This window comes from Streptomyces sp. NPDC058092, assembly GCF_042884935.1.
Taxonomy (GTDB): domain Bacteria; phylum Actinomycetota; class Actinomycetes; order Streptomycetales; family Streptomycetaceae; genus Streptomyces.
Map to the genome: position 1 here is coordinate 14,465 of NZ_JBHVSY010000038.1, position 24,202 is coordinate 38,666.

A 24,202-nucleotide genomic window follows, 5' to 3' on the forward strand; every position below is an offset into this window, starting at 1 on the left:
ACGAGATACGTGCCCTCCACGGACTTTCATCAGGTCGGAGAGTCAGAAGGCCCTGGTCAAGGCCCGTACGTTCTCCAGGGCCGCCTGGAGAACGTACGGGGGCCCGGTCGTCGCCGTTCGGGCGGCCTCACGGTACGTAGCCGCATTCTTGTCCGGCGCCCCGTCCCCCGTGTCGATCAGCTCCTGCCGACGAGCGCCCCAGGCCGGCCATTGCTCCGAGAGGGACGTCTCCAGGACGTCCTCGAACACCGTGTACCTCGCGGCCGAATCGGTCGAGGGCCAGGGCGTCCGAGAAGCTCCCAAGTAGCCCAGCAGGCTCGCGTTGCTGTCAGCGAGCTTCCGCGCCTGCCGCTCGAAGTCCCGTACCTTCTCCTCCCGCTTCGCAGGATCCAGGTGCTGGACGGACTCCGTCTTACGGTCCAGCATTCCGGCGTCACCGTCGAAGATCACATGACACGGCACTCCGAGGGCGCTGAGAATCGCGTGGCAGAGAAGGATGTTGTCCCTCCCCGTCACATCGATGACCGTGATCCCCTCCGCGCCGAGGCTCACTCCGGCCCTCTCCGCGCAGCCGGTGAGTACGGCCCCGTCCGTAGTGCTTTCGGCGAGTACGACCGCATGGGCGAAGAAGCCTTCGGCCAGCGAGCCCGCCAGCCGGGGACCCGTCCGCCGCTTGATCGCATCCTCGCCCACCAGCCCCGTGAGCGACGCACACAACTCGGCCTCGGATGCCTGCCAGACCCTGGTGACCGGATGCGCCTCCACCACCTCACGGCTGAGCCGGCGAATCTGGTGGTAGCCCTCCGGGTCGATGAACACAGGGCTGTGCGTCGCGTACATCACCTGGGTCCGACCCTCCACGGACGACGCGACCAGCCCGCGCAGCACCTCCGCGAACACCCTTGCCTGCGGCGGGTGCTGGAACAGCTCAGGCTCCTCGACAGCGAGGCAGAGCGTGCGCGTCCCTCCGTCCGCGCGTCGCTGCTCGGCCAGGTACTTCAAGGTCGCGATGATCAGCGCGCGCTGGAAGCCGTGCCCCTGGCGATACACGGACGTCTTGGCAGCCCCATCCATGACACTCGCCTCGAACACGGTCTTGGAGGCCCTGGGCGCCTGCACAGTGGGGGTGACGACAATGTCCCGACCGGTCGTGAACTGCGCCACCTCCCTCGATAACGCAGCCGACAAATCATGGAGCACGGCCCCGTAGACGTCGGCGTGCACTTTCTGGCGTGCCAGGTGAGCGGCATCCTCGATCTCACCGAGCTGCGCGTTCGCCTGGGAACGGTCCACCGAGTAATTGAGGATGCGGGCGAGAGCCGTCGCCTTGGAGTCGTCAGCTTCCTCGTAGGCACGGAGATCGGCCGAGATGAAGACGAAGTCGATCAGCTCGGCCAGCTTGCTCTGCCCCGCGAACCCGAAGAAGTGTGTCCCCTCGATCTCGGTCTCAGTGAGCCGGTTCCGGTTCGCCAGCTCCCAGAGGTTCATGGCCTCGTCAACGGCCTCGGCCTTCCCGGCCGGGGGCAGTCCGAGCCCGGGGTCGCTCTCGCGGAGATCGTTGTACGCCCGGCGCTTGTCCATCGCCTTGGCGTGCCGTCGGATCTCCTCGAAGGGGCTGTAGGCCAAAGCCTTCCCGGTGATCTTGTCGTCCCCCGCCTCCCAGGTCCGCCAGACGCTGACGGTCTCGGCGCCCTCGGGTGCGTATCGGCCGAGGGCATCGCGGTCGTGAGCGGTGAGCCCGTCGAACTCGACCTCGACGGAGATACGCTCGCCGTCGGCCGCCGAGTGGACATCGTCCGTGCTCAGCGAGACCGAACGTTCGCCGTTGAAGAACCAGTCGAGTGCGCGCAGCACGGTGGACTTGCCGACACCGGTCGGGCCGATGAAGCAGGTGATTTCCTCGAAGGCGATGTCCACCTTGTGCAGACAGCAGAAGTTCTCTACGCGCACGCGCTTGATTTTCACGGTCGTCCTGGAAAGTGGTTCGGGTGAGCCGGATGGGCCCACTGTGACAATCATGATGTTAGCGACGAGAGTGACTGAGAATCAGATGATTTTTCGTCGGCCAACTCGGCTGGAACTACCCGTGATTGAGTTCGAGTTCCGCCCATACGCTCTTGCCCGGGGCTCCGACACGGGGTGCCACGCACCAGCGGTCGGCGAGCTGCGAGACGAGAAACAGACCGCGACCTGACTCCTCGTCGGTAGCCGGCGGAGTGGGCGTCTCGGGGGAAGGGCACCGTTCGGTGCGGGTGTCAGCAACCTCGATGCGGAGAACCGTCGTTGCCTCGGATGTGCCTTCGATGAGCCTCACGTGGAAGTCGCGTCCGGACACGTGGCCGTGACGGATGGCGTTCGCTGCCAGCTCGGCGGCGATCAGGGTCAAGGTTTCGTTGGGGGTGGAGTCGTAGGGGTAACCCCACTCGTCGAGCCGGTGCGAGACGAGGCGCCGAGCAAGCCGGGCGCCGCGTGGAGTGGAAGTGAACTGCATGGCGAATTCGCGTACGGGTGCCGCCGGTTGCTGGACGGGCACCTCTGGGGTAGTCGCTCGGCTCGTGACGACGACAATCTCGGCCCCGGCATACCGTTGACCAGGGCGGACGCGCGGACGAGAACGGGCTGTACGCGTCAGTGCGCGCTGTACACGGAACAGAGCGTGACGGGCTCGGGCTCGGCACAGAGGGCCCGCTTCGGCCGCCACCCCGGGTGGACTGCGCCCTCCCCTATCGGCAGCGGCAGCCTTCGGCCAGCGCCGTCGGGGCGAGTTCCCGCATGGCCGCCTGCTCGGCCTCCGAGATGCACGGCAGCTGACGTGCGAGTACGTCGAAGTGCTGGTGTCCACGCCATGCGTCGTGGTCACCCACGACGAACAGCCGCCGACGAGCGCGACTCACCGCGACGTTCAGCAGGTTCGGGGCAGAGGCCGCCCAGGCTCGCGGGCCTGCTTTGTCCCCGCCCGCGCCGAGAACCAGCAGCACTGCGTCGGCCTCCTTCCCCTGGGTCGTATGCACGGTGCCCACCCTGTCGCGCGGGACAACCTGGCACAGGCTGCGACGGAGTCCGGCCACGACATCCCGGAACGGGCTGATGACGAAGAGCTCACGCTCGGGATCAAGGCCCTGGTCGACCAGTCGGTGCACGATGACGTTCGCGCAATCCCCTTCCTCCGGCGTCCACTTGCCCTGCGGTGCGCGCCCGCCGCTGACCGGCCACCACACGCCGCGCCTGGCCACCGCGTAATCGTCGTCCCGGTGCACCCCGTGCACCATGAGCCCGTCGTAGGCGATCTCGTTGCTGATCGTGAACATCGGGTCGTCGCAGCGCCGGTGCACGCGCAGAGGCGACCCCACCCACACCTGGTCGTCCTCCGAGCCCTGGGGTGCGGGCAGCCAGGTGCCGTAGTGGTTCAGCCGGTCCGCGACGCGCTGTGCCGAGGTGCGGGACGGTTCCCACTCCTCAGCCACACCGAAGGTGCGGCGAAGGGCCTGCTGACCCGTGTGCGGCAGCGTGACCACTGGCTCCAGCTGCAGCGGATCGCCCACGATGACTCCTCTCCGCGCCCGCCACAGGGCACCCACCGGCATCTGGGCGGTCGCCTGGCCGGCCTCGTCGATCAGCATCCAACCGAGCGACCGGGGCCCCAGCCCCGTGAACATCCGGTCCAGTGAGGCGAATGTGGTGGAGACGACGGGCAGAGCGAGGAAGAGGCTCTGCCAGGCCGCCAGCACCACCTCCGGCTTCAGGGTCTTGGGAGCGTCGCCGCAGAGGACGTCCATCGCGGCGTCGAGATTCTTGCGCATACGGTCGGCCGCGCCTTCGATGAACGCACGGTGCAGATCCATCGCGGCGAGAAAGAGCCGTGTGCGGGCCCGGGTGAACTCCGGATCGGACCAGGGCGAGGAGAGCTCCCTCGCCTCCTCCTCAGCACGATCACCTTGAGTCCCGATGAGCGGCAGATACGCCTCCCAGCGCTCGACCGCCGTCTCCAAGGTGAGCTGGAGCTGTGCGAGCTGCCGCTCCGCCACATGGAGGGCCCGCTCGGCCTCACTCAGAGCCGCCCTGCCCGCGCCCTCGGCTCGGTCGTACGCGGCGGCCGCCTGCGCCCGTTCCTCGTACACGGTCCGAGCCGTCTCCTCAGCTGAGGCCAGCCGCTGGTCCTCCGCCTGCCAATCGCGCCGCGCCGCGCCGAGTGTGAAGATGCCTGCGGTCAGGCCGGGACGGTGCCGACGGTGCTCCGCCCTGCGGCCGGCGGGGCCCGCGAGGTCCGTGTGCGCTGCGCTACGGGCCACACGGGCCGCGACAGCCGGCGCTCGGAGCTCCTCCAGGTCCTGCTGGGCCGTCTGAACTGACTGCTGGGCAGTGGTGACGGCCGCCTCGGCGCGGCTGAAGTCCATGAGCGCGTCATCCACGCGCTGTCGCTCATCCCGCAGAGTGAGCACCGTCTGCCGCGCCTCCCGGAAGCGGGCCACTGCCTCCCGCCATGCCGCCAGGTCGCCGCCGCGCGACGCAGCAGCCCTCAGCACGTCCCGCATGCCTTCGCCACGCTCGGCCCGCTCCTCGCGGGGAGGGCCGAACCAGTAGGTGCTGCGGAAGTTCGAACGGTTCCCCTTGTTGCCGAGCTTTGCGGCGAGGGTCCCCCACGCCGGTACGCCGTCGAGCACAAGCCGTCCCTGCTCCGGGAAGAAGGACGCCTCCTCCCGCCATTCCTCGGCAACGGATTCGAGCGCGGGGATCTCGTTGGAAACGTTCTCGACGGCGCCGTTGTTCGCTGACGCGATCACCATCTCGTAACCCGCGAGCTCTGGTTTGAGCGACGCCACGGACCGCTGGTACGTGCCGGTGCTCCAGCGGTGCGCCTGGCCGATGAACGCGTCCTCGGGCCGCCGCAGCTCGGACAGCCGCTCCGCCCTCATGACCAGGACGGCGGCGATGAGGTCCCGCAGCTGCGTGGTCTTTCCCGTACCGGGCGGGCCGTTGACCGCGTACAACCCGTCGGCGTCGGCCAGTTGCTCCACGATTCGGTTGACCGCGAACTGCTGGCTCAGCACCAGCGGATGCTCTGTCTTCGACGGCCATCGTCCGAGCGGGAAGAGGGCCGGCTGCACCCCGTTGATGACTGCTGCCGGTTCGTCCCTGACGTCGGTTCGCGTACGGCCGCGCAGCGCGGTCGAGGCGGTCAGGTAGTCCCGTAGCGCAGGCCCTGGCTCGTCCTTGCTGAGGCTGCCCGCGACCAGACCGAGGTCCGCCGCTATGAAGCTGTTCAGGAAGTCCGACCCTCCCGACCGGCCTGCCTTCCGCCGGGACACAGACTTGCACTGGACCCGAATCGTCTCCGGCCGCAGGTCGTCGGTGACGCCGAACTGTTCTGCGACCCAGCGGGTGACGGCCGACAGGTCACGCACGGTCAGCGGCTTCTCCCCGAGCCGGGGCGGAGCCTCGTCGTCGTCCCCCGCATCGGCTGCGTCGCCCTCGTCCAACGGGCTCTCGTCCAGCGCCCCGTTGTCTTCACGCCTGGCGGAGCGCCTGGCACCGCCGTCGGCCACTGCATCGACGGCGCCCGAGAGGGCACCGACCGCCAGGTCACCGAGCACCGGTCCGAGCACGGCGTTCAACGCGCCGCCGACCGCGCCGACCGTGATCTCGCACAGCAACCCCGCGAAAGGCCGCTGCCGCCGCCCCGGCACCGTGTCCGCGATCGTCACCTTGCCGTCGCCGACGCCCAGCACAACACCTTCGCACTCGTCGGCCTCCGCCTCGAAGCCGTCGAGCCATCCCTGGGTCTCCGGGCCGGGCTTACGGCTGCGCCCCACCGCCCAGGCACACGCGGAGAAGGTGATGGAGTCCTGGACCAACAGCCCCTCGTCCGTGACCTCGAAGGCCAGCAGAGCGCTGTCACCGTCCACGCGGCCGTCGTGGTCCTCCTCGCTGCTGCCGAAGACATCAAGCAGGACATCGCGGACGGACGCGACCGGGTACACGCCGCAGTAGACGGTGTGCTGCCTGACCATGTTCCGGCCCGGGTTCCGCCGCCGTACGGGATGCCCCTCTTCCCACGGCAGAGGACGCCCGGATTCCACGGGATACATGTGTTTCGGCGGCGAGGTCTTCTCCACCTTCTGCGGGCTGAACATCTCCACCGCGCGCCAGTAGCGCACGATGTCCGCCCTGCGCCGTCGCTCGCTGCTCGCCGCCATACGGCCCGCCCCCTCGTTCCGGTCCGCCAGGAACGATCACCCTAGTGCTGTGACCGCATAGGTTCACCGGTTTGGCACGAAGATCGGACGTTATCCCGTTGCTGTTGCTTCCGTCAGTACGGCAGGGTCTGCGTCATGCTTGAACTGCGCACTTTGGAATCAGACGACTGGCCGATCTGGCGGGAACTGCGGCAGGCAGCCCTGGCGGAGGCGCCCTACGCGTTCGGGTCGACGCTTGCCCAGTGGCAGGGAGCCGGTGATCGCGAAGACCGCTGGCGTGCCCGTCTGGAGATTCCCGGCGCACACAATGTCGTTGCGGTAGTTGACGGTCGTCCTGCGGGGATGGCCAGCGGCGTTCCAGTTGAGCATGCAGAAGACCGCGTTGAGCTGATCTCGATGGGGGTCAGTCCCGCGGACCGGGGCAGAGGGGTCGGCGACTGCCTGATCCGGGAGGTTGCCCGGTGGGCTGCAGAGCGAGGTGCCAAGTCTCTGCGTTTGTCTGTGATGCCGGACAACAAAAGGGCTGCCGCTCTCTACGAGCGCCACGGGTTCACGGACACCGGTGTGCCGGGTGACCTTCTGCCTGATGGCACGGGCAGCGAACAGGTCTTGGCCAAGGACCTGACGAACAGCTAGGTAGATCACCGGCGCGCTTGGTCATGCAACCACGGCGAGCGGGCGTCCGCCCCAGCGGATGCCCTTCTCGCTGCGGATGCGAGCGCGCTTGCGGCGTTCGGCGGCCAAGACGTCGCGGTGGCGGGCGTTGGCGTTGCGCCAGCGCAGGTAGGCGTGCAGGGCACGGGTTTGCACCGGGTGGTTCGGGTGGTTCGAGTTGGCGATGGTGAACTGCCGCAGCGGCCCGAAGTGGGCCTCGATCGGGTTGGCCCAAGAGGCGTAGGTAGGGGTGAAGCACAGCTCGACCCGGTGCTTCTTTGCCCAGACGCGGATCTTCTCTCCTTTGTGGGCGGACAGGTTGTCCGTGATCACGTAGATCGGGGCGCCGTCGGGGCGGGCGGCGCGGATCGACTTCAGCGCGGCCAGGGTGTTCGCGGTGCCCTTCTTGCCGCGGTTGACGCCCCAGAGCGTGTCGTCGCCGATCGAGTAGCAGCCGCGGAAGTACCGCACCCCGTGGGTGCGGTGGTAGGTCGCGGGGTGTCGCTCGGGGTGGCCGGATGCTGCCCATCCCGAGCCGCCGGTGGGCCGGATCCCGAGCGGGCCGAACTCGTCGAAGGCGAAGACACGGTCTGGAAGGTGCTCCAGGACGTGCTCGATGCGGTCGAGCTTGGCGTCGCGCTCGGGGTCCGGGGACTCCTTCCAGGTCTTGGTGCGCTGGAAGGTGACGCCGCGTCGCGTGAGCAGGCACCGTAACGCCTCGCGGCCGATGCGGATCACCCGACCGTGCACACGGTGCAGGTAGGTGACGAGCTTGCGGATCGACCAGCGGGTGAAGAGCTGGCCGAGCTTGGCCGGTCGGGTGGTGGCCGTCGCGACGACGAAGTCCTCGTCGTCAGGACTGAGCTGGCGGGGACGGCCTCCCGCCCAGCGAGGGTCCAGGGCGGCCAGGCCGATCTCGTTGAACCGGTGGATCACATCGCGCACCGTGTCCTCGTCGGCCGCTACCAGTTGGGCGATGACCGGGACCCGGTTCCCGCCAGCCGAGGCCAGGAGCATCATCGCGCGTCGGTAGCGCACCGAACTGGTGCTGCCTCGCCGCACGATCTGCTGCAATTTCTGCCCCTCCTGGTCGGTCAGTCTGCGCACACGGACAGGCTCGGCCACCGCACCTCCACCGCTCGGATCGGACGTCACCGCCCATCCAACCGCCCCGACCACCAACCCGGCGAACCTATGCGGTCACAGCACTAGCCAGCTCCGTGCGCGGTGCGGAGTGCGCGTTGGCGCATTTGCGACCTCAAGTCGGTGTCCGCTGCGCTGCTGGTGGCGAACGGGGAGCCGGACGACCGTCAGGAATCGAGCTGGCCCAGGCGTTGCTTCGAGTCGTCGGGGCTGCTATCTGAATGGGCAACGCGCCCTGGATGGCCTGGATTACGTGTCCGTCGAGGGACGAGTTGCGCGATGCGCACTTCACACTCCTCGCCGGGCGGCAACAGGGTGCGCACATCTGGGGGAACTGCTCGGTTCAGCCAGTAAACGATCTCGGCACGTGCATACCGTTGACCAGGAGAGACGCGCCGACGGGTCACTGTTGTACGCGTCCGCGCGCGGGTTGTACGCGGTGCGGGGCATGACCGGCCCCAGTGGGCCGCGTTGGCCGATGCGTAGGTGGGACGTTCGGGGCAGGTAGGGCGACGCGGGACGTTACGGAGGCGTGGGACGTGGACGATCAGCGACAGCAGCCGGAGCATGAGTACGAGGTCGGGTCGGGCATCCTGCATGTGTTCGGCCAGCACTTGAAGCTGTTCCGGGTACGGGCGGGGCTGGAGCGGGCGGAGTTCGGAGCGATGACGGGGTACTCGGCGTCGAGCATCGCCTCGTTCGAGCAGGGGCGCAGGATCCCGCAACCGAAGTTCATCGACCAGGCGGACGAACTGCTGGACGCGGGCGGGGTGCTGAAGGCCAGCAAGGAGGAGGTCGCTCGGGCGCAGTATCCGGCCTTCTTCCGGGATGCGGCGCGGCTGGAGGCGGAGGCGGTTGAGCTGCATGTGTACGCCAACCATGGCGTACCTGGGCTGCTACAAACGGAGGAGTACGCGCGGGCGGTGTTCAAGATGTGGCGACCGGTACTGGAAGAGGAGATCGTCGAGCAACGGGTGGCAGCACGCCTGGCCAGGCACGAGATCTACTCCCGTCGTCCCAGGCCCATCATCAGCTTCGTGATCGAAGAGTGCATGCTGAGCCGTCCCCTGGGCGGGGACGAAGTGCTGCGTGGCCAGTTGGAGCAGATTCTCCTGGTCGGCCAATACCGCAACGTCGAGATCCAGGTGATGCCGACCCGACGCGAGGATCACGCGGGCATGGCTGGCGCCTTCACCTTGATCGAGACCAAGGAAGAGCGGAGGATCGCGTACGTTGAGGCGCACAAGGACAGCCGTCTCTACACGGAGCGAAGGTCGGTCCGGGAGTTCGAGGAGCAGTATGGCGTCCTCCGGGCCCAGGCAATCACTCCGCGCGAATCGCTGGCCCTCATCGAGAAATCTCTGGGAGAGACATGAACGCCGAAGCGCTTGTGGGGACGCCTGAGTCCGCGTGGTTCAAGAGCAGCTACAGCAGCGGAGCGGGCGGCGAGTGCGTCGAGGTTGCGACCCGTACGAACACCGTCCACGTCCGCGACTCGAAGGACAAGACGGGGCCGATCCTGTCTGTCACCTCTGGCGGCTGGGCGGCCTTCGTGGAGTTCGCCGCGCAGGGCTGACCATGCATGGCAGACGGCGCCCCGCTACCGAGGTATTCCGGCGGCGGGGCGTCCTCTTGCACGAGCTTGTACGCGAGGTCAACCAGCCTTCTTCGCCCGACCGCGGGTCTTCTTCTCCGGCCGCCAGGCCGTGAGGTCCTCCGCCGAGAGCCCGTGCTTGGCGTACTGCTCGTCCAGATACGCCTGGTACTCCTCAGCGGGGGTGCCGTCCCACTCTTCGTCGTACTCGCCATGCCACTGGTGCACCCACGGCATCAGCTCCTGAATGCCCGCGATGAGCGGGGTCAGTCGCGAGGTCTCCCAACCAGCTTGCTCAGTACGTTCATTGATCACGTTGATCAGGGCCTGCACCTGATCCTTGTGATCCCAGCCGGCCCAGCCGAGCAACAGCGTCGGGTCCGAGTCCGGCGACGCGTTGGGGTAGGAGATGAACCGCTCCTCGGGCACGTCCAGCTTGCCTCGGTGCGACCAGTAAGACGCCTTCAGGAAGTCGGCTGACACGTACCTCGGAGGTGCAGGGATTTCAAGCCGCTTGCCCGTCTTGTCCTCTTCGCACTGGAGGTCCCACACCTGCCCCCACTGCTCGCGCTTACCGGGGTGCTGCGGGAGGTGGGCGTCCGGGGCAACCGCGTCACCGTGCTGGCCTGCGACGCCGATGTGCACAGCGTGTCCAGGGTGACGGCCGCCGAGCAGATCACCCTGGGCGGGGGCGGCGGCACCGACATGCGCGTGGGCATCGCCGCCGCACTCGCGGCGCGCGACCGCCCGAATATCGTCGTCGTGCTCACCGACGGCTGTACGCCCTGGCCGGACGAGGCCCCCTCGTGCCGGCTCGTCGCGGCGCTCATCGGCCCGGACGCCCCGCAGCCCCCGAGGTGGGTGGAGACCGTCCGCGTCACCGGCTGAGCCCGGCCGGGCAGTCGACGTCGCCGCCGCCACCGCCCCCGGACCGACGGACCGTGAGCGACTCAGTCGCCGAGGACGACCGTGCGCCGGGCGGAGAAGTCTCCCCATTTCCCGTCCGGCAGCTTGGCGCGGATCTTCATCGAGTAGCGCGTGCCGCGCGGGTCGCTGACGGTGAGCCGGTAGTGCGCCCGGCCCGTGGGCGGGGTGGCGCCCCACACGATCGCGGTGGTCAGCCGGCCGTCCACGAAGAGCTGGTACGCCAGGATCTCGCCACCTGTGTCGGGCTGCCTCCAGTCCAGGTCGACGGCGTACTCCTCGCCCTGGACGCGGTTGCTGATCCGCAGGTCCGTGGGGGCGGTACCGGCGGGTGCGCCCGGCGCGGAAGCGGTGGTCAGGTCGAGGGCGTTGCTGTCCGGCGAAGAGGTGTCGGCGGCGTCGCGGGCGCGGACGGTGAAGGTGTAGACGGTGCCGGGGCGCAGTCCGGTCAGATGCGCCGTGGTCTGTGTGCCGGGCACGCTGTGGATCCGGGAATCCTCCTGGTAGATGTCGTACGAGGTGACGCCGACGTCGTCCGTCGAGCCGCCCCAGGAGAGGTTCGCGGCCCGGCTGCCGTCCGCCGTGCCGCGCAGTCTCACCGGGCGGGTCGGCGGCTCGTGGTCGGCGGGGGTCGGGGCGGGTGTGGTGACGGTTGCGGCGGCGCTCGGCGCGGAGAGGTTCCCGGCGGCGTCACGGGCCCGGACGGTGAAGGTGTACGCGGTCGAGGCGGTCAGCCCGTCGACGTCGGTCATCACCTTGGCCGCCGGGACGGTTTTGACCTTCTCGCCCTGGCGGTAGACCTCGTAGCCGGTGACCGCCTCGTTGTCGGCAGCCTGCTCCCACATGACGTGCGCGGAGGTGGCGCTGCTGGCCTGCGCCGTCACATGGTCCGGGGTCGTGGGCTTCTGGATGTCGGCCTCGGGGGCGGAATCGCAGGCGGTGAGCGTGGCGAGGAGCAGGGCGGCGGCGGAGCAGGCCAACGCGGCGGTTGCGTGGGGGCGTTGCACGGTCGTGCCTTCCATCCGGCGGCAATGGTCCAGACCTGTATCGCATGACGCGGGGGCCGCCGACAAGAGGGTGGGCCGGAACGTTCCGCAATGTTCCGGTGTGCGCAGGTGACCGTGGGTCGGTGATCCGTTGGCAGCAGCGCTGTAGGTGACGTACGGTCGGCCGATGTTGTGCATACGTGGGGTCGTGCTGCCGGAACGCGAGGAGCGGGTGTTCTGGATCGATGGCGAGGTGCTTCGCGCGGGCGACCCCCCGGGCGGGCTCGCGGGCCGGGACGCGGAAACGATCGTCGACGGCGGCTGGCTGCTGCCCGGACTCGTCGACGTGCATACCCACCCCGGGGCGCTCGAGCCGGGCACACCCTTCGACGAGGAGCTGCTGCGCAGGCAGTTGGGCGAGCACCGGGACGCCGGAGTACTCGCGGTGCGTACCCCGGGCACCGCGCAGCGGATGCCCGCCTGGGTGGAGAAGGACCCCGAACTCCCGCGCGTGACCTCGGCAGGGCGCTGGCTGGCCACGCCCGGCCGGTTCTTCCCCGGCGCCGGACGGGATGTGAGCGAGGCCGAGTTGGTGCAGGCGGCCGTGGAGGAGGCCGCCGCTTCGTCCGGGTGGTGCAAGGTCATCGGCGACTGGGCCGCCGACGAACCCGCCGTACCGCTCGCGCTGCTGACCTCGGTGGTGGAGGCGGTGCACGCGGCCGGCGGCAAGGTGGCGGTGCACTGCCAGACAGCCGAGGGCACCCGCAATGCCGTACTCGCGGGCGCAGACAGCCTGGAGCACGGTATGCATCTGGACCCGGCACTGCTGGACCGGATGGCGGCGCAGGGCACGGCGTTCGTCCCGACGCTGAGCGCCTTCGGCGCGAACGTGGACGAGATGCGGGCCCGGGAGCCGGGCGTGCGCCGTGATCTGTGGCTGGCCGGCTGGGACACCATGCTCGGCAATGTGCGCGCGGCCCACGAGGCGGATGTGACGGTGCTGGCGGGAACGGACACCTTCCCGTGCGGGACCGTCGCGGGCGAGATGACCTGGCTGCTGCGGGCCGGGCTGTCGGCCGAGGCGGCGCTCGGCGCGGCGTCCTGGACGGCGAGGTCCTGGCTGGGGCTGCCGGGTCTCGTGGACGGCGCACCCGCCGACCTCGTCGCGTACGCCACCGACCCGACCCTGGACCCGGCCGCCCTGGATCACCCGAGCCGGATCGTGCTCCGGGGGCGCGTCGTGCGTTGAACGATGAGTTTCGGGCGCCGGAGCGGTCCGCACTTCATGGATACACACATCTTCGGCCCGCCCGTTCCGGTCCCGGCCGACGCGCCCCTCGTCGACCGGGCCGTCGCCATGAGCGGCCGCCGCCCGGACCGGCAGCCGGGCACGTCGGCCGCGCTTCCGCAGGACAGTGAGCGGTTGCCCGGCGGGCGCGGGCCGAAGACCGTACCATCGGTCCTTCAGCTGGTGAAGAACTCCGTGATCTGCTGGGCGACCTGGTCCGGGTGGACCTCATGCACCCGGTGGCCGCCCCCGATCGTGATCAGCCGGCAGTCCGGGATCAGCGAGGCCATGTCCTGCAGGCGCCCCTGGGGCATGGTGGACTCCGGGCCGCCGGCGATCAGCAGCGTCGGCGCGACGATCTCGCCGAGCCCGGCCGCCCACTCGGGGTCGGGGTCGGACACCTGGGCCCGGATGGGAGCGACGGCAGCCCAGTCGTAGTCCACCGGACCCTCCGGCTCGGGGGCCGGTTTCGGCTCGCTCGGGAACGGCGGCGGGGTCTCCACCAGCACCAGCCGCTCCACCCGGTCCGCGTGCTCGTGGGCGAGCAGATGCGCGACGACCCCGCCCATCGAGTGGCCGACCAGGCCCACCCGGTCGAGCTCGCACTCGTCGAGAAAGCCGAGGACGTCGTCCCGCATCAGCTCGAAGGAGTACTCGTCGGGCCAGTCGCTCTCGCCGTGCCCGCGCAGATCGAGGGCGTACACCCGCCACTGCTCGCCGAGCAGACTCCCGGCCGCCTCCCAGCTCGCGGCGGAGCCGCCGAGGCCGTGCAGCAGGACCACGGGCGAGCCGAAGGGGTCGCCCCAGGTCCGATACGCCAGCCGTACATCGCCGACGTCGACAACAGATTGGTCTTCCATGCCCATGACGCTACAGCCGAACGGGCGAAGACCACTCCCCCGCCGTGGCAGGGTGGAGGGGTGAAGATCGTTTCCCGTCTCCAGCTCGTCGCTGCCACTGCGGCCGTCATGGCCGTCTCCGTGCTCTCCGGATGCTCGGCGTCCGGCTCGGGATCCACGTCAGGATCCGGCTCTGGATCCGATTCGGGATCCGATTCGGCGGCCCGGTCAGCCGGCGCGGAACCAGAAGCCGGGCTCGACGATCCGGCCAAGAAGGAGATCGCCATGCAACTGGTCTCCAGCGCGGAGAACTCCTCACTCGACTGGAAGGCGCAGTACAAGTACATCGAGGACATCGACGACGGCCGCGGCTACACCGCGGGCATCATCGGCTTCTGTTCCGGTACCGGCGACATGCTGAAGGTCGTCGAGCGGTACGCGGCGGCGCGTCCCGGCAATCCGCTGCAGCGGTTCCTCCCCGCGTTGCGAGCCGTGCGGGGCAGCGATGCGCACGACGGGCTCGGAAGCCCGTTCACCGAGGCATGGGCCGCGGCGGCCACCGACCCGGCCTTCCGGTCGGCGCAGGACGCCGAGCGCGACCGGTCGTACTTCGACCCTGCGGTCACACGGGCCAGGGTGGACGGACTCGGCGCACTGGGCCAGTTCATCTACTACGACGCCTACGTGATGCACGGGTACGGCGACTCGGACGGCGCGGTCGGCTTCCGTACGATGCGCCGCGAGGCGATCGCCGCGGCCACGCCCCCGGCGCGCGGCGGGGACGAGGCGGTCTATCTGAACGCCTTCCTCGACGCCCGCGTCGCGGCGATGAAGACGGAACTCGCGCACTCCGACACGGGCCGGATCGAGACGGCCCAGCGGGTGTTCGTGAGCGAGGGCAGGCTCGGGCTGGAGACACCGCTGCGGTGGCGGGTGTACGGCGACAGTTACCGCATCGACGCCCGTTGAACCCATGGTCCACGGGCGCGGGAAGCGTCCGACCGATTGGTTGCGTGCGCCGGTTCGACCCCATATGGCCTGCGCTTCTATTCCTCGACTGCGAACGTCTCGGCCTGGACCGGGCGTTCATCCTCGCGATCCCCGCAGGCAAACGGACCAAGGGACGTCGCCGCCCCTTTCCCGATGATGTCTCCACAGCCGTCGCGACCGAGACCGACCTGCAGGCCCTCGCTGCCCGGGACGTCGACAACCGGGGCGTGCGGGACATCTGGGAGGCCTGATCCTCACTGGCCGCCGCTGCGGTGAGGTGCTGGAACTGCGGCTGGAGTGCATCGGTCACCTCAAGGGTCTGGCGATGTTCTGGCTACGACGCGACCAAGGTCGGCAACTACGACCAGGCCATCCGCATCCCCGAACGCCTCCACGGGCGGATCCAGCAGCGCCAGGCCAAGACGATCGACCGGTTCCTGGAGCGCGAGGGCCGTGTTCCGACCGGTGAAGAACGCCTGAAGATCGCTCTGTTCCCGGCCCGGAACGCCAGCCGGCAGCACTCTGAGGCCCGCGCTCTCATCCCCCGAACGCCTCCCGATGAACCTCTGTTCGCGGTGGCGGTGGTTGTCACATTCGAGGGTCCGGCGGTGTCTTCATGCCGAACGGCCAAACAGGCACACGTACAAGGAGAACACCATGGCGCTACGCGTCCCGAAGGCCGAGCTCCCCACCGAGCTCAGCGAAAACATGATCAAGCAGCTCGGTGCCGTGCCCGAGCCCGTCGAGGTGGTGTGGCACAACCCCGAGGTCGCCACGTCCAACCTGGAGTTTTCGGCCAAGCTGGCCGAGTGGGACGAGGCCGACGCGAGCCTCAAGTCGTTCGCGCACATGGCGGTCGCGGCGCAGGTGGGCTGCGGCTGGTGCCTCGACGTCGGCTACTTCCAGGCGCAGAACCAGAACCTGGACCTGGCCAAGGCGAGCCAGGTGCCGCGTTGGCGGGAGTCGGAGGTGTTCAACCCGCTGGAGCGGGACGTGCTGGAGTACGCCGAGGCCATGACGAACACGCCGCCGACCGTCACCGACGAGCTGCATGCGAGCCTGCTCGACCGGCTCGGCGCGGCGGCGATGGTAGAGCTCACCGCGTACATCGCCTTCGTCAACATGGCGACCAGGAACAACAATGCGAACGGGATCACCTCGCAGGGCTTCTCCGACGCCTGCGAGATTCCGCTGGCCGCGCGTGCCGGGACTTCCGCCGCGGCTTCGTCGGCATGACCGAGGACCCGTTCGTCGCCCATCGCAGTCTGCTGTTCACGGTCGCCTACGAGATGCTCGGGTCGGCGGCCGACGCGGAGGACGTGCTGCAGGAGTCCTGGCTGCGGTGGGCCGACGTCGACCAGTCGCAGGTGAGCGACGCGCGGGCGTACCTCGTCCGGGTCGTCACCCGGCAAGCGCTCAACCGTCTGCGAACGTTGTCGCGCAGCCGCGAGGACTACGTGGGTGAGTGGTTGCCGGAGCCGCTGCTGACCAGCCCGGATGTCGCCGAGGACGTCGAACTCGCGGAGAGCGTCTCGATCGCGATGCTGACGGTGCTCGAAACGCTCGGGCCGACGGAGCGCGCGGTGTTCGTGCTCCGCGAGGTCTTCGAGATGCCGTACGGCGAGATCGCCGAGGCGACGGGCAAGTCCGCGGCCGCGGTGCGGCAGATAGGGCGGCGGGCACGCGAGCATGTGGCGGCTCGGCGGCCGCGGGTGCAGGTGAGCCGGTCGGAGCAGCAGGCCGTGGTGGAGCGGTTCCTGGGCGCGTTGCACACCGGGCAGTTGCAGCAGCTGATGGAGATCATGGCGCCGGACGTGGTCCTGATCGCCGATGGTGGCGGGGTTGCAGCCGCCGCTCTGGCTCCGGTCCACGGGGCCGAACTGGTGGCGAAGGTGCTCGCGCGCGCGAACCGGGTGGAAGGGGCCGCGTTCGAGGCGACGACCGTGTGGCTCAACGGCGCGCCCGCAGGCCGGATCGACGTCGACGGCGAGCCGGCCGCGGTGAGCCTCGTGATGGAGAACGGGCGGGTCACCCAGATCTACCTGGTGAGAAACCCGCGGAAGCTGACGCGGCTGGATGAACCGGCCGAACTCGCCAGGTAGGCCCGCTGTTGCTCCGGGCGGTGTGAGTGTTCCGGGCGGTTCGAACCGCCCGGAACACTCACCACCACACCATGGGGTCGGTTTCCGGCCCCACAAGGACCGGGGCGGGGTCGCGTCGGCGGTCGTGGACACCGACAGTGTCAACGGCTGCCGGCAGACCTCCACCACGGCGACGACCGCGGCGCAGGGGACCGTCTCGGTGAACTACGACGTGACGTGGCAGGTCTTCACCTGCCACGTCACCGGCGCGCTGAGACCGGCGCGCCACGGCCCCGCTCCGCGCCTTCCGCGCGACGCGGGGCCGTTCCGCGTTTCAGGGGCGTTCCGCGTTTCAGGGCCGTTCCGCGTTTCGGGGATCGTTCTCAACTCCCTTGTGCCGCAGGGGTGTACGGCACTCACCGCACTCTGATAGGAAAGCTTCCTAACAGATTGAGGAACGACGAACTCCCCTTGGAGGACTGGTGCACGCTCCCCATAAGCGCGCCGCACGTCGCAACACCCGCTCCATGCGCATCGCGGTCATCGCGGTCGGGTTGACCCTCACGACGATTCCCGTCACCGCGTACGCCGGCGCCCCCACGCACCCGGCTGTACATCAGCAGACGGCGGTGGCCCAGCAGGCCGCAGCCGCCACCGGGCTCGACGATCCGGCGAAGAAGGAGATCGCCATGCAACTGGTCTCCAGCGCGGAGAACTCCTCGCTCAACTGGAAGGCGCAGTACAAGTACATCGAGGACATCGACGACGGCCGCGGCTACACCGCGGGCATCATCGGCTTCTGTTCCGGCACCGGCGACATGCTCGACCTCGTCGAGCTGTACACCCAGCGCAAGTCGGGCAACGTCCTCGCGAAGTACCTGCCCGCGCTGCGGAAGGTCAACGGCACCGACTCGCACAGCGGTCTCGACCCGAACTTCAAGAAGGACTGGGCGACCGCCGCGTCCGACTCGGCGTTCAAGCAGGCGCAGGACGACGAGCGGGACCGGGTGTACTTCAACCCGGCCGTCAAGCAGGGCAAGGCCGACGGCATCGGCACGCTGGGCCAGTTCGCCTACTACGACGCCATCGTCATGCACGGCGACGGCGGAGACAGCACCAGTTTCAGCTCCATCCGCAAGCGGGCCCTCGCCAAGGCGAAGCCGCCGGCCCAGGGCGGCAACGAGGTCACGTACCTCAACGCCTTCCTCGACGCCCGGGTCTGGGCGATGCAGCAGGAGGAGGCCCACTCCGACACCAGCCGGGTGGACACCGCCCAGCGGGTCTTCCTGAAGAAGGGCAACCTCAACCTGAATCCGCCGCTCGACTGGAAGGTGTACGGCGACAGCTACCACATCGGCTGACGCCCCGAGGCATGGCTGTGGCGCGTACGGCAGCACCCGTGAGGGTCGCCGTACGCGCCACAGCGCCGTTCCGGCCGGGGCCGGGTTCGGTCAGTGCGCGGCCACCGCGGCCGCGGCCGCCGGGCTCCGCTCCTGCGGCGCCGGTTCCGGATCCGGCTTCCCGCCCAGGTGGTTGAAGACCAGGTTGAGCAGGATCGCCACGACGCATCCGGTCGAGATACCGGAGTCCAGCACGACCAGCAGATCCTTCGGGAACGCATGGTAGAAGTCCGGTGCGGCTATCGGAATCAGTCCGACGCCCACGGCCGCTGCCACGATCAGCGCGTTCTCGCCCTTCTCCAGCGCGGCGGTCGCCAGCGTCTGGATGCCGCTCGCGGCGACCGAACCGAAGAGCACGATGCCTGCGCCGCCGAGGACGGGCAGCGGGACGATCGCGATGACGGACGCGGCAACGGGAACCAGCCCGAGTACGATCAGGATTCCGCCGCCGGCGGCCACCACGAAGCGGCTGCGGACCTTGGTCATCGCGACCAGCCCGATGTTCTGGGCGAAGGCGCTGCACATGAAGCCGTTGAAGAGCGGGCTGATGGCGCTGCCCAGGGTGTCGGCGCGCAGGCCGCCCTCGATGGTCCGCTCGTCCGCCGGCCGGCCGACGATCTTTCCGAGGGCCAGCATGTCCGCGGTGGACTCGGTCATACAGACCAGCATCACGATGCACATGGAGACGATCGCGGCGATCTCGAACTGCGGTGCCCCGAAGTGGAAGGGCGTCGGGAAGCCGATCAGGTCGGCGTCCTTGATGGCGCCGAAGTCGGTGATGCCGACCGGGATCGCGATCAGTGTGCCGATGACCAGCCCGAGCAGAATGGCGATCTGCTGGAGGAAGCCGCGCAGCAGTTTGCGCAGTGCGAGGACGATCACCAGCGTGACCGCGGCCATGGTGATGTTGGTCATCGAGCCGTAGTCGTCGGCCGTGGCGTTGCCGCCCTGGGACCATCTGAAGGCGACCGGCAGCAGCGAGACACCGATCAAGGTGATCACGGTGCCGGTGACGACGGGCGGGAAGAAGCGGACCAGTTTGCAGAAGTACGGGGCGAGCAGGAAGCCGAGCAGGCCCGCCACGATGATCGCGCCGAAGATGACGGCTATGCCGTCGTGTCCACGGTCCTTCCCTATCGCCACCATCGGGGTGACCCCGGCGAACGAGACGCCGTTGACGAACGGCAGCCGGGCGCCGATGCGCCAGAAGCCGAGGGTCTGGAGCAGGGTGGCGAGGCCCGCGGTGAAGAGGCTCGCCCCCATCAGGAAGGCGGTCTCCTTGGGAGTGAGGCCCACGGCGGGCCCCACGATCATCGGCGGCGCCACCACGCCCGCGTACATCGCGGCCACGTGCTGGAGGCCGCTGGTGAACATCTTCAGCGGGGGGAGCGTTTCGTCGACCGGGTGTTTCCGGTCTGCCGAGGCCGATTCGGGGATGAGGTGCGGGTCGGCATCGGGTGCTGCGTCTGCGTCGTTGCGAAACCTGGGCGTAGCTGCCACGGCGGTTCCTCCGGTCGGGTACACGTCTGCGGTGACGTGGGTGTCAGGGAGGTGGTGCAAGTGGTGCGTTGGTGCGGGTGGGGGCAGGTCTTGCAGCTGGTGCGGGCAGCTTTGTCCAGCGGTGCGGGGGCGCGTACGTGCGTACGCGCCCCCGCACCGGTTGCCGTGGACCCCGCTCGGGTCCACGGCGGCCGGCCTAGGGCCGTCCCCCTCGGCCGGCCGGTATCGGGGGTGCCCCGGAGCGTCAGGCTCCGGCGGCGATCCGCGCGAGGCGGCGGGCCTCGTCCCGGGTGGCGCGGGCGATGGCGTCCTCGTCCGCGGTGATCAGGTGGTTGTCCTCGACGACGGGCTTGCCGTTGACGAGGGAGAGGGTGACGGGGGCCGCGGCGCCGAGGACGAGTGCGGTCACCGGGTCGGCGATGGAGGCGTGGGCGAGGGTGTCCAGCTTCCAGAGCACCAGGTCGGCGAGCTTGCCGGGCTCCAGGGAGCCGATCTGGTCGGCGCGGCCGAGTACCTGCGCGCCGCCGTACGTACCCAGACGCAGGGCCTGACGGGCATTCAGGGCCTTTTCGCGGTGGGCACCGAGGCGGTTGATGAGGAGGGCGTTGCGCAGTTCGGTGTGGAGTTCGCCGGACTCGTTGGAGGCGGTGCCGTCGACGCCGAGGCCGACCGGGACGCCCGCGGCGAGCATGTCGGGCACCCGGGCGATGCCCGCGGCGAGCCGCGCGTTGGACGAGGGGCAGTGCGCGACGCCCGTTCCGGTGCGGGCGAAGGCCGCGATGTCGGAGTCGTTCATATGGACGCAGTGCGCCATCCATACGTCGTCGCCGAGCCAGCCGGTGGACTCGAAATAGTCGGTCGGGCCCATCCCGAACAGCTCGTGGCAGAACTTCTCCTCCTCCACGGTCTCCGAGCCGTGGGTGTGCATGCGCACTCCCTTGCGGCGAGCCAACTCGGCGCCCTGTCGCAGCAGTTCGGTGGAAATGGAGAACGGGGAGCAGGGTGCGGCGGCGACCTGGGTCATCGCGTCGAAGGAGGTGTCGTGGTGGGCGTCGATGGTCGCCTCGGTGCCGGCGAGCGCGCCGTCGAGGGTCTCCACCGCGAAGTCCGGTGGCAGCCCGCCGTCCTTCGCGCTGCGGTCCATGGAGCCGCGGGCGAGGGTGAACCGTACGCCCATGTCCCGGGCGGCCCCGATGATGGCGCCGGACAGGTCGCCGGATCCCCGCGGGTAGACGTAGTGGTGGTCCATGGCGGTGGTGACGCCGCCGCGGGCCATCATGGCGAGGGAGCCCTGCGCGGCGGCGCGGACCATCGGCTCGTCGATGCGCGCCCACGTCGGGTACAGCGCGACCAGCCAGTCGAACAGGTTGTGGTCGGTGGCGAGGCCGCGGGTGATCCACTGGTAGAAGTGGTGGTGCGTGTTGATCAGGCCGGGTGTGACCAGATGCCCGGTGCCGTCGATGCGGCGTACGACGTTCTCCAGGCCCTGGGGTGCCCGGCCCGCGCCGACGGATTCGATGCGGTTGCCCGCGACGACGACATGGCCCGAGGCGTACTCGGTGTCGTCGGCGTCGACGGTCGCGATCGAGCAGTTCTCGATGACGATGCGTTCCACGTGCTCAGGAGCTGCCGGTGCTGCCGATGCTGCCGATGCTGCCATGGTGCTTCCTCTTCTATTCCGGCGATGTGGGCACGGCAGGACCCTAGGAGGATTTGAGTGCCACAGCCGGACGGCCGTGGGTGCCGAGATGGTGGAAGAACAGGTTGGGCAGCACCGCGACGAGCGCTCCGGCGCTGATGCCGGAGCCGAGCACGGTCTGCGCCCAGGACGGGAATCCCGCGTAGAAGCCGGGCGCGGCGAGCGGGACGATACCCGCGCCGAGCGCGACGGCGACCAGGATGATGTGGGAGCTGTCGTCGAGTCCGGCCTCCGAGAGCGTACGGATGCCGCTCACCGCGATCGAGCCGAACAGCACGATGCCCGCGCCGCCGAGCACGGGCATCGGCACGAGGGAGACGACCGCGCCGAGTACCGGGAAGGCGCCCAGCACCAGCAGTGCACCGCCCGCGGCCGCGACGACGGAGCGGCTGCGTACCTTCGTCGAGGCCGACGGCCTGGCCGATGATGAGCGGAGGGGTGACGACGCCCGCGTACCTGGCGGCGATGTGCTGGAGCGCGGCGGGGACGAGCCGCGAGGGGCGGAGCTTTTCGTCCACCGGGTGGACCGAGGTCTCCGGTGGGGCGGGACAGGGGCCTTCTGCTTCTGCCGGCCCACGTGCAGGTTGTGTCATGGTAGTTCCTCCGGTCCGGCCGGTCCCCGCCCGGCTGTGCGCGGGCGGGGACCGGATCGGCGCCGCGTCAGAGGTTGGTCATGTCGACCGGGATCTGCGGCTCGATCCCGTCCCGCAGCACGGTGGCCTCGATCAGGCCGTACGGGCGGTCCGCCGCGAAGTAGACAGCGCTGTCTTCGGTATCGTTCTTGAGACCGAACGGTTCGAGGTCCACCAGGAAGTGGTGGTTGTTCGGCAGTGAGAACCGGATCTCGTCGATCTCGCTGCGGCTGTTGATGACCCGCGAACCCATCTGGTACAGGGTCTGCTGCAGCGAGAGGGAGTACGTCTCGGCGAAGGCCTGCAGGATGTGCTTCTTGGCCTGCTCGTACGACTTCTCCCAGTTGGGCATCCGGTCGGCGTCGCTGGTCCAGTTGTAGCGCCAGGCCGCGGAGACGTCGGTGCACAGGATGCGGTCGTACGCCTCCTTGAGCGTCGTGTACTTGTCCTTGACGTAGCCCCAGAACTCCGAGTTGGTGGAGTTCATGACCGTGAGGTCCTTCAGGCCTGAGATGACCTGCCACGTCTCACCGTCGAAGGTGATCTGCGTGGTGCGCAGCTCCTGGCCCTTGCGGGCGAAGGAGTGGTTGACCTTGTCCGAGCCGATGAACTTCGAGTTGTTGTCCGAGGTCGCGATGCGCTCCCAGGAGTACTCCTGGATCCGGATGCGCGCGATCTTGATCGGCTCCTGCGACGTCACGAAGTGGCGGGCGAGGTGGATGCCGAACTGCTCGGCGGACTCGATGCCGTGCTCCTTGGCGAACGCGAACACCGTGTTCTTGGTGGTGTCCGTGGGCAGGACGTTCGCGTTGGAGCCGGAGTAGTGCACGTCCTCCATGTCGCCGGAGAGGGCGACCGAGACGTTCAGGTCCTTGATGTGGTGGGTGTCGCCGTCCCGCGCGATCCTGACGACGCGGTTCTCTGCTTTGCCGTACTGGTTCTGGCCGAGAATCGTGGGCATGTGTCTGCTAGCTCCCTCGGTATACGGAGTAGCCGAACGGGTTGAGCAGCAGCGGTACGTGATAGTGCTCGCCCGGAGCGACGGCGAACGTGATCGCCACCTCCGGGAAGAACGCACCGCTGTCCCTTACGCGGGGGGCGTCCTGCTGCGCCTCGGCTTGCTTCTGGCTGGTGAAGTACGACTCGGTGTCGAATACGAGCCGCACGTGAGTGGTGCCTTCCGGCAGGGCCGGCAGGTCCTTGCAGCGCCCGTCCGCGTCGGTCGCGGATCCGCCGAGCGTCACATACTGCGCGTCGCCGCCGCTGCGGGCGGCCAGGGAGACGGTGACGGCTGCGGCGGGGCGGCCGGTACTGGTGTCCAGGATGTGGGTGGACACCGATGCGGTGGTGTCGGTGCTCAAGACCGTCACGCTCCTTGTTCTGAGAAGTCCTGCACGAGGCGGGTGAGCCGGATTCGGTTGATCTTGCCCAGTTCGGTGCGCACGATCCCGCGCTCCTGCTCGGGCGAGTTCCCGATCCGGGATTTCACCGCGTCGCGCATCTGCCCACCGGTGGCGCCGGTGGCGCAGATCAGGAAGACGTGTCCGAACCGCTCCTGGTAGGCCAGGTTCAGTTCGAGCATCTCGGCCTTGAGTTCCTCGGAGGCGCCGGCCATGCCCCGCTGTTCGCGGGAGGAGGTCGGGTCTCCGGGCTTCGGGCGGCCGATCGGCGGGTGGCCGGCCATCGCGTCGGCCAGATCCTCCGGGGTCAGCGCGGCCGTGGCGGCGTCACTGGCGAAGAGAAGGGCTTCCGCGGTGGCGTACGGGCGTCGGGAGAGGATCGCTCTTCCCCAAGCCGCACTGGCACACACCTCGTGCAACGCGGTGGTTGCCTCGTCGTCCGCCAGGGTGTTGAACCGGGCCAGGCCCGGCGTGGAGCTCGAAGTCACGGGAGCCTCCGTGGCTGATTCTGCTGTGCGTCGCTCGGCGTCGCGTCGGTCGGGCTGCGGATAGCTAACGCCCTCCACAACACCACGTCAACACTTTGTTGAAATTACGCGAATGTAAAAGGCCGTCGCCCGGCGCTCCGGACGACGGCCTCGCGCGGCCTTCCACGGCCCTCGCTCACCTACGGTCTCAACTACTCACCTTTGGCGGCATCTTCCCTGTTGAGGTAGTTGTGACATGTGGAGCCCGCGAGGCTCCACATGTGGATATGCGCAGGTAGGTAGCCATGCATCGCCACCACACTGCGTGATCCACAAGGGCGGCTCAGCCTCGAAGTCCACGTAGCATCCACAACGCCGCCACACGCCCGAGTAACCCGAAGGAGTGAGGGG

The 24,202-nt window shown here is 68.9% G+C and carries 23 protein-coding genes and 2 pseudogenes; 12 read left to right on the forward strand and 13 right to left on the reverse strand.

The annotated features are described in order from the left end of the window. Positions 1-42 precede the first annotated feature (42 nt). From ACFVV1_RS37680 to ACFVV1_RS37690, 3 genes are all read right to left on the reverse strand, one after another. On the reverse strand, positions 43-1,950 hold the full coding sequence (locus ACFVV1_RS37680) for an ATP-dependent endonuclease (protein WP_389999233.1): 1,908 nt from the start codon (positions 1,948-1,950) through the stop codon (positions 43-45). A 130-nt stretch (positions 1,951-2,080) separates the two neighbouring features. Beyond that, entirely contained in the window at positions 2,081-2,491 is a 411-nt protein-coding gene (locus ACFVV1_RS37685; protein ID WP_389999236.1) for an ATP-binding protein, read from the reverse strand. A gap of 232 nt (positions 2,492-2,723) precedes the next feature. Beyond that, a complete protein-coding gene (locus ACFVV1_RS37690; protein ID WP_389999239.1) occupies positions 2,724-6,194 on the reverse strand; it encodes a DEAD/DEAH box helicase in 3,471 nt (1,156 codons plus the stop codon). A 135-nt stretch (positions 6,195-6,329) separates the two neighbouring features. Between ACFVV1_RS37690 and ACFVV1_RS37695 the strand changes: the two genes are divergently transcribed. Beyond that, positions 6,330-6,830 (forward strand): GNAT family N-acetyltransferase, encoded by a 501-nt coding sequence (locus ACFVV1_RS37695; RefSeq protein WP_389999242.1) that lies wholly within the window; start codon positions 6,330-6,332, stop codon positions 6,828-6,830. Between the two features lie 21 nt (positions 6,831-6,851). Here ACFVV1_RS37695 and ACFVV1_RS37700 read toward each other — a convergent pair whose 3' ends face one another. Beyond that, the gene (locus ACFVV1_RS37700; protein WP_389999245.1) at positions 6,852-7,973 is read right to left on the reverse strand and encodes an IS630 family transposase; all 1,122 of its coding nucleotides are present in this window, start codon (positions 7,971-7,973) and stop codon (positions 6,852-6,854) included. Between the two features lie 557 nt (positions 7,974-8,530). Between ACFVV1_RS37700 and ACFVV1_RS37705 the strand changes: the two genes are divergently transcribed. Both ACFVV1_RS37705 and ACFVV1_RS37710 read left to right on the forward strand, forming a co-directional pair. After that, on the forward strand, positions 8,531-9,367 hold the full coding sequence (locus ACFVV1_RS37705) for a helix-turn-helix domain-containing protein (RefSeq protein WP_389999247.1): 837 nt from the start codon (positions 8,531-8,533) through the stop codon (positions 9,365-9,367). After that, complete coding sequence (locus ACFVV1_RS37710) at positions 9,364-9,567, forward strand: DUF397 domain-containing protein (protein WP_389999249.1); 204 nt, start codon at positions 9,364-9,366, stop codon at positions 9,565-9,567. The genes ACFVV1_RS37705 and ACFVV1_RS37710 overlap by 4 nt, the downstream gene beginning before the upstream one ends. Before the next feature lie 78 nt (positions 9,568-9,645). Here the strand turns inward: ACFVV1_RS37710 and ACFVV1_RS37715 are convergent, their stop codons facing one another. Beyond that, entirely contained in the window at positions 9,646-10,230 is a 585-nt protein-coding gene (locus ACFVV1_RS37715) for a DUF7008 domain-containing protein (RefSeq protein ID WP_389999252.1), read from the reverse strand. Here ACFVV1_RS37715 and ACFVV1_RS37720 point away from each other — a divergent pair. Beyond that, entirely contained in the window at positions 10,165-10,473 is a 309-nt protein-coding gene (locus ACFVV1_RS37720; RefSeq protein ID WP_389999255.1) for a VWA-like domain-containing protein, read from the forward strand. The two genes, ACFVV1_RS37715 and ACFVV1_RS37720, sit on opposite strands and share 66 nt — an antisense overlap. A 62-nt stretch (positions 10,474-10,535) precedes the next feature. On the opposite strand, the gene ACFVV1_RS37725 is transcribed toward ACFVV1_RS37720, so the two are convergent. Then, positions 10,536-11,531 (reverse strand): fibronectin type III domain-containing protein, encoded by a 996-nt coding sequence (locus ACFVV1_RS37725; RefSeq protein ID WP_389999258.1) that lies wholly within the window; start codon positions 11,529-11,531, stop codon positions 10,536-10,538. A gap of 151 nt (positions 11,532-11,682) precedes the next feature. Between ACFVV1_RS37725 and ACFVV1_RS37730 the strand changes: the two genes are divergently transcribed. Beyond that, positions 11,683-12,744, forward strand: a complete 1,062-nt coding sequence (locus ACFVV1_RS37730; RefSeq protein ID WP_389999261.1) for an amidohydrolase family protein — start codon at positions 11,683-11,685, stop codon at positions 12,742-12,744. A gap of 48 nt (positions 12,745-12,792) precedes the next feature. Continuing rightward, positions 12,793-12,885 (forward strand): annotated as a pseudogene (locus ACFVV1_RS37735) (TIGR03086 family protein); the annotation flags it as partial. Positions 12,886-12,959: 74 nt separating this feature from the next. Here the strand turns inward: ACFVV1_RS37735 and ACFVV1_RS37740 are convergent. After that, positions 12,960-13,643, reverse strand: a complete 684-nt coding sequence (locus ACFVV1_RS37740) for an alpha/beta fold hydrolase (RefSeq protein ID WP_389999264.1) — start codon at positions 13,641-13,643, stop codon at positions 12,960-12,962. Positions 13,644-13,751: 108 nt separating this feature from the next. Here ACFVV1_RS37740 and ACFVV1_RS37745 point away from each other — a divergent pair, with 108 nt between their 5' ends. The 6 genes from ACFVV1_RS37745 to ACFVV1_RS37770 all read left to right on the forward strand — a co-directional run bounded on the left by ACFVV1_RS37745 (position 13,752) and on the right by ACFVV1_RS37770 (position 18,054). Beyond that, positions 13,752-14,591, forward strand: a complete 840-nt coding sequence (locus tag ACFVV1_RS37745) for a chitosanase (RefSeq protein WP_389999358.1) — start codon at positions 13,752-13,754, stop codon at positions 14,589-14,591. A gap of 44 nt (positions 14,592-14,635) precedes the next feature. Continuing rightward, positions 14,636-14,863 (forward strand): hypothetical protein, encoded by a 228-nt coding sequence (locus ACFVV1_RS37750; protein ID WP_389999267.1) that lies wholly within the window; start codon positions 14,636-14,638, stop codon positions 14,861-14,863. 406 nt (positions 14,864-15,269) lie between these two features. Then, positions 15,270-15,848, forward strand: a complete 579-nt coding sequence (locus ACFVV1_RS37755; RefSeq protein WP_389999270.1) for a carboxymuconolactone decarboxylase family protein — start codon at positions 15,270-15,272, stop codon at positions 15,846-15,848. After that, positions 15,845-16,714 carry an RNA polymerase sigma-70 factor gene (locus ACFVV1_RS37760; RefSeq protein WP_389999273.1) on the forward strand — a complete coding sequence of 290 codons (870 nt, stop codon included), beginning with the start codon at positions 15,845-15,847 and terminating at the stop codon, positions 16,712-16,714. Before ACFVV1_RS37755 ends, ACFVV1_RS37760 begins: the two co-directional genes overlap by 4 nt. Positions 16,715-16,838: 124 nt before the next feature. Next, positions 16,839-17,123: a hypothetical protein gene (locus tag ACFVV1_RS37765; protein WP_389999275.1), complete on the forward strand. Its 285-nt coding sequence runs from the start codon at positions 16,839-16,841 to the stop codon at positions 17,121-17,123. A gap of 52 nt (positions 17,124-17,175) precedes the next feature. Further along, complete coding sequence (locus ACFVV1_RS37770; RefSeq protein WP_389999278.1) at positions 17,176-18,054, forward strand: chitosanase; 879 nt, start codon at positions 17,176-17,178, stop codon at positions 18,052-18,054. A gap of 90 nt (positions 18,055-18,144) precedes the next feature. Here ACFVV1_RS37770 and ACFVV1_RS37775 read toward each other — a convergent pair whose 3' ends face one another. The 6 genes and pseudogenes from ACFVV1_RS37775 to uraD all read right to left on the reverse strand — a co-directional run bounded on the left by ACFVV1_RS37775 (position 18,145) and on the right by uraD (position 23,812). Beyond that, on the reverse strand, positions 18,145-19,593 hold the full coding sequence (locus ACFVV1_RS37775) for a nucleobase:cation symporter-2 family protein (protein WP_389999281.1): 1,449 nt from the start codon (positions 19,591-19,593) through the stop codon (positions 18,145-18,147). Between the two features lie 244 nt (positions 19,594-19,837). Then, positions 19,838-21,253 carry an 8-oxoguanine deaminase gene (locus ACFVV1_RS37780; protein ID WP_389999284.1) on the reverse strand — a complete coding sequence of 472 codons (1,416 nt, stop codon included), beginning with the start codon at positions 21,251-21,253 and terminating at the stop codon, positions 19,838-19,840. 43 nt (positions 21,254-21,296) lie between these two features. Further along, a pseudogene (locus ACFVV1_RS37785) lies at positions 21,297-21,695 on the reverse strand (solute carrier family 23 protein); the annotation flags it as partial. A 257-nt stretch (positions 21,696-21,952) separates the two neighbouring features. After that, positions 21,953-22,885, reverse strand: coding sequence for a factor-independent urate hydroxylase (gene pucL / locus ACFVV1_RS37790; protein WP_389999287.1), 933 nt, complete (start codon positions 22,883-22,885; stop codon positions 21,953-21,955). A 7-nt stretch (positions 22,886-22,892) separates the two neighbouring features. Beyond that, positions 22,893-23,285 carry a hydroxyisourate hydrolase gene (gene uraH / locus ACFVV1_RS37795; RefSeq protein WP_389999289.1) on the reverse strand — a complete coding sequence of 131 codons (393 nt, stop codon included), beginning with the start codon at positions 23,283-23,285 and terminating at the stop codon, positions 22,893-22,895. Between the two features lie 5 nt (positions 23,286-23,290). Continuing rightward, positions 23,291-23,812 carry a 2-oxo-4-hydroxy-4-carboxy-5-ureidoimidazoline decarboxylase gene (gene uraD, locus ACFVV1_RS37800; protein WP_389999292.1) on the reverse strand — a complete coding sequence of 174 codons (522 nt, stop codon included), beginning with the start codon at positions 23,810-23,812 and terminating at the stop codon, positions 23,291-23,293. Between the last annotated feature and the right edge of the window lie 390 nt (positions 23,813-24,202).